This is a genomic window from Streptomyces sp. NPDC054765, assembly GCF_053612065.1.
The window spans coordinates 1-3,421 of sequence record NZ_JBSHBP010000141.1; the positions used below are offsets into that span (position 1 = coordinate 1).

3 protein-coding genes and 1 pseudogene are annotated in these 3,421 nt (G+C 73.5%); 2 read left to right on the top strand and 2 right to left on the bottom strand.

Annotation, left to right across the window (positions count from 1 at the left end; translation table 11 throughout):
- Positions 1–471, top strand: a pseudogene (locus ACWGJY_RS37395) (reductase); the annotation flags it as partial.
- A gap of 197 nt (positions 472–668) precedes the next feature.
- Here ACWGJY_RS37395 and ACWGJY_RS37400 read toward each other — a convergent pair.
- On the bottom strand, positions 669–1,217 hold the full coding sequence (locus ACWGJY_RS37400) for a DUF2165 domain-containing protein (RefSeq protein WP_453265356.1): 549 nt from the start codon (positions 1,215–1,217) through the stop codon (positions 669–671).
- A 176-nt stretch (positions 1,218–1,393) separates the two neighbouring features.
- Between ACWGJY_RS37400 and ACWGJY_RS37405 the strand changes: the two genes are divergently transcribed.
- On the top strand, positions 1,394–2,428 hold the full coding sequence (locus ACWGJY_RS37405) for a phosphatidylinositol-specific phospholipase C domain-containing protein (RefSeq protein WP_453265357.1): 1,035 nt from the start codon (positions 1,394–1,396) through the stop codon (positions 2,426–2,428).
- Here ACWGJY_RS37405 and ACWGJY_RS37410 read toward each other — a convergent pair.
- A partial coding sequence (locus ACWGJY_RS37410; RefSeq protein ID WP_453265358.1) for a trypsin-like serine peptidase occupies positions 2,400–3,421 on the bottom strand: 1,022 nt, incomplete at its 5' end. The two genes, ACWGJY_RS37405 and ACWGJY_RS37410, sit on opposite strands and share 29 nt — an antisense overlap.

Here is a 3,421-nt window from a genome sequence, read left to right on the forward strand (position 1 = left end):
CTCGATGCGGCCGATGACACCCCCGTCATCCTGATCGCGGCGGGCACCGGGCTCGCGCCTTTCCGCGGCGCCGTCGCCGACCGCCTCGCCGCGGGCCAGCAGGCGCCCGCCCGGCTGTACTTCGGCTGCGACGATCCCACCGCCGACTTCCTGCACGCCGAGGAGTTCGCCGCAGCCGAAGCCGCCGGAGTCATCTCCGTACGCCCCGTCTTCAGCGCCCGCCCCGAGAACGGCCACCGCTTCGTCCAGCACCGGATCGCCGCCGAGGCCGCCGAGGTGTGGGAACTGCTGCAGGCCGGTGCGCGGGTGTATGTCTGCGGTGACGGCAGCCGGATGGCGCCCGGTGTACGGGCCGCCTTCCGCGAGCTGCACGGTGCGCGCACCGGCGCCTCGCCGCAGGAGTCCGAGGCCTGGCTGCGCGAACTGACCGCCTCCGGCCGCTACATCGAGGATGTCTACGCGGCAGGCTGAGGCCCGGCGCCCCCTTCCCCGGCGGGCCGGATCTTCCGGCCCGCCGGGGCGGGCACGGCCGAGCGCACCGCCTCGGGGACGCCCGGCCGCCCGGCCCGCCAGGACGGTGTGCAGCGCGGCAGCGCGGGCGCCGACGACTCGCTGCCGGGCCGCCGCACCGAGTGGTGAGGCCCGGGGCGGGAGCGGAGGCCGGGCCGCTACTCGCCGCCCTGTCCGCCCTCGCGCCTGCCCGCCGCCCCGGGCAGCTGGACGACCACCAGCGCGATCCCGGCCAGCGTGATGTTGCGGGCCGCCGCCTCCAGCCCGTTCCACTGCTTGGACTGCCACATCGCGAACCACTCGCCGCCGAGCGCGAGGAAGCCCGCACCGAACAGCAGCAGCATCATCAGCAGCCCGAGGGTGCTCACCCACCGGGCCCGCGCGAAGCTGCCGTGCCGTGCGCCGGCGGCCCACAGCGCGGTGGCCGTGAGCAGCACCAGCGAGGCTGCCGTCTCCCAGGCGATGATTGCCAGATACGCGGCGTCCTGCACCGCGTGTGAGGTCACGGCCCGCCACATCAGATCCGGGTCCTTGAACGTGGTGTCCATGGCCAGGACATGGCGGACGAACTCCCGGTTGGTGTCGAAGTCGGTGATATTGCCGAAGGCGACGAGCGAGAGATAGAGGGCGACCGTCCCGGTGAGGACGGCCCCCGCCAGGGACAGCCCGGTGCGCGGTGCTCTGTCGGTGCGTTGATTGTCTGTCATGTGTTCCTCCCCGATTGGATCATGTCATCCGCGCTTTCCTCACCCGCCGCCGCCCTTGGGGTCCCTCCGGTGCCGAACTCCCGTACGCTGCTGCCCGGTCGACCGGGTGACCGACCGGTCGAAGCGGCGTCCGGGCCGGTTGCCGGACGGCCGAAGACCTAGGGGAAGCGGGGCACATGAACGGAAAGCGGTGTGTGGGAACGGCCGCCGTCGCGGCGGCTGCGGTGATCGCGGTGAGCGGGACGGCGGGCGCCGAGCCGGCCGCCATGACATACGGCACCAGCACGTCCGTGGGCGTCCACAACGCCTATGACAAGGAGAAGTACCGCTACTTCGCGGACGCCCTGGACTCCGGCGCCGCACTGCTCGAACTCGACCTCTGGACCAACGGGCTGGGCCGGTCCTGGCGGGTCTCGCACAGCAACCCGCTCGGGAACAACAGCAACTGCGCGGGCGCCGCGAACGCCTCGGAGCTGCGCACCAAGAGCCGTGACCAGGACTTCGCGGGCTGCCTTTCCGACATGAAGGCCTGGCACGACGCGCACCCCGGCCACCGCCCGATCCTGGTCAAGGTCGAGATGAAGGACGGCTTCAACGCCAAGGGCGGCCGCGGCCCCGCCGAGTTCGATGCGCTGGTGCGGCAGAAACTGGGCGATGCGGTCTACGGTCCCGGGGACCTCACCGCAGGACACGCCACCGCCGATGACGCGGTGCGGGCCGGTGGCTGGCCCTCACGCGCCGCGCTGGCCGGCACGTTCCTGTTCGAGCTGATACCCGGCACGGTCGAGGAGAAGAACCCGTTCGACAAGCTGTGGACGGACGTGGAGTACGCCGGCCACCTCAAGGACCTTGCGGCACAAGGGAAACTGGCGCAGTCGACGGCCTTCCCCGCGGTGCACGGTGCCGCTCCCGGCGACCCGCGGGAGCGCTATGCCGACCCGGCGCTGCGCCCCTGGTTCGTGGTCTTCGACGGTGACGCCGCGACCTATCTGAACGGCAGTATCGACACCTCCTGGTACGACACCCGCCACTACCTGCTCATCATGACCGACGCCCACAATGTGCCGCCGGTCATCGACGGCACCCACCCGACCGAGGCGGAGGCGCTGGCCCGGGTCGGCCAACTCGCGGCGGCACATGCGAGCTTCGCCACCGCCGACTGGTATCCGCTGCCGTCCGTCCTCAAGACCGTGGTGCCGCGCGGGGCATGACACCGGACGCGGCGGCCCGGGAGCCGGGCTGTGCGGCCCGCGGTCCCGGCTCCGCGGCCGCCCGCCGGTAGAGCGCGGCCACGTCCCCGCCGAACCGGCTGCTGTACGAGACGAGGTCGTCACCCCCCTCGTCCAGACCGCCTATCACGCCGATCAGCGACCCGGTGCCGGTGGCCGGGTCGAGGTCGGTGAGCATCGGACCGCCGCTCGTCCCGTTCGGGAACCCGGTGCAGGGGAAGCGGAGTTGGGTCGGGCTCTGGGCGTCCGCCGTGTGCCGGCAGCTGACCGGGGCGTCCTGGTCCTCGGGATAGCCGGTCAGCTGCGCCGGGCGCCCGGCCGGCGCGTCGAACCTGATCCGTTCGGCCCCGGTGACGTCCTCCACGCGGCCCCCGGCCTGTCCCGCCCGGCGCACCCGCAGGAACGCCACGTCGTGGTCGGGGTCCCGGTCGCTGATCCAGCGGGGATCGACGTGGATCCGGGTGGGCACCCACAGACCGTAGGGCGCGACCCCGTTGCGCAGACCGGGCGCGAACACCAGGCGGGTCCGGAAGCCGTCGTCGTGCACACAGTGCGCCGCGGTGACGACGAGATCGCCCGCCGGGGCGTGCACCACGCTGGCCGTGCAGTGGTGGACCGGGTGACCGTCGTCGTCGGGGGAGAAGAGCGCGCCGATCGCCGGCACGGGAGCGGCCGGGGCCGCCAGCAACGGCCGGGACGCCGGCAGCGGGGCCGCCGTCCCGCCGCCGTACCGTGCCGTCACCGGCTGCCCCGGCCGCTCCACGTAGGGTCCGGCGAGCACCGCGGCGGCGGCCAGGTCGCCGTCGGCCCGGGTGGCGAGGTAGGAGCCCGCGGCGGTGTCCCCGGCGGCCAGGAACGGGTCACGGGAGGGGGACTCCAGGGCCAGTGCCGTGCTGCCCACGACCACGGTGAGAACAACGAGCGCCAGGGTCGCCCGCAGCGGGACGCCGGCCCGGCCGCGGCCCGTGCAGGTCC